This is a genomic window from Mesorhizobium sp. M7A.F.Ca.US.014.04.1.1 (genome assembly GCF_003998745.1).
Classification (GTDB): Bacteria; Pseudomonadota; Alphaproteobacteria; order Rhizobiales; family Rhizobiaceae; genus Mesorhizobium; species Mesorhizobium ciceri.
Map to the genome: position 1 here is coordinate 1 of NZ_RZRW01001331.1, position 619 is coordinate 619.

The following is a 619-nucleotide window of genomic DNA, read 5'->3' on the forward strand; positions in this document are numbered from 1 at the left end:
GATGTTTCGGATTCCCTATCACCTCGCGGCTGGGCCCGATCTCCACGATCTCGCCAAGATACATGACAGCCACGCGGTGGCTGACACGTTCGACAATAGCCATGTCGTGACTGATGAAGAGGTATGACAGCCGTAGTTCCTCCTGCAGCTCAAGCAGCAGGTCGATCACCTGGGCCTTGACCGAAACGTCGAGCGCCGAGACGGCCTCGTCGGCTATGATGACCTTCGGGTCGAGCATCAGGGTCCGGGCGATACAAATTCTCTGGCGCTGACCGCCGGAAAACTCGTGCGGAAGACGGGTTATCATCGACGGTTCGAGGCCGACACGCTCCAGAAGATGTTTCGCCTTCTCCAAAGCCTTGGCCTTGGTCGCCAACCCATGGCATAGCAGGGGCTCTGCCAGGATTGCACCGACGTTTTGCTTCGGGTCCAGGGAACTGAAAGGATCCTGGAAGATCATCTGCACGTTGCGTCGGAGGTCCGAAAGATCGGACCTGTTGTCGCGCCGCACCGTGCGTCCGTCGAAGACCACTTCGCCGGAATCCGGCGGATTGAGAAACAGGATGCTGCGGCCCGTGGTCGACTTACCGCAGCCGGAATCGCCAACAAGCGACAGCGT

The 619-nt window shown here is 59.5% G+C and carries 1 protein-coding gene; it reads right to left on the minus strand.

Annotated elements, in window-relative coordinates; translation table 11 throughout:
* The coding region (locus tag EOA22_RS36385) for an ATP-binding cassette domain-containing protein (protein ID WP_164756323.1) at positions 1 to 619 on the minus strand (619 nt) is incomplete at both ends.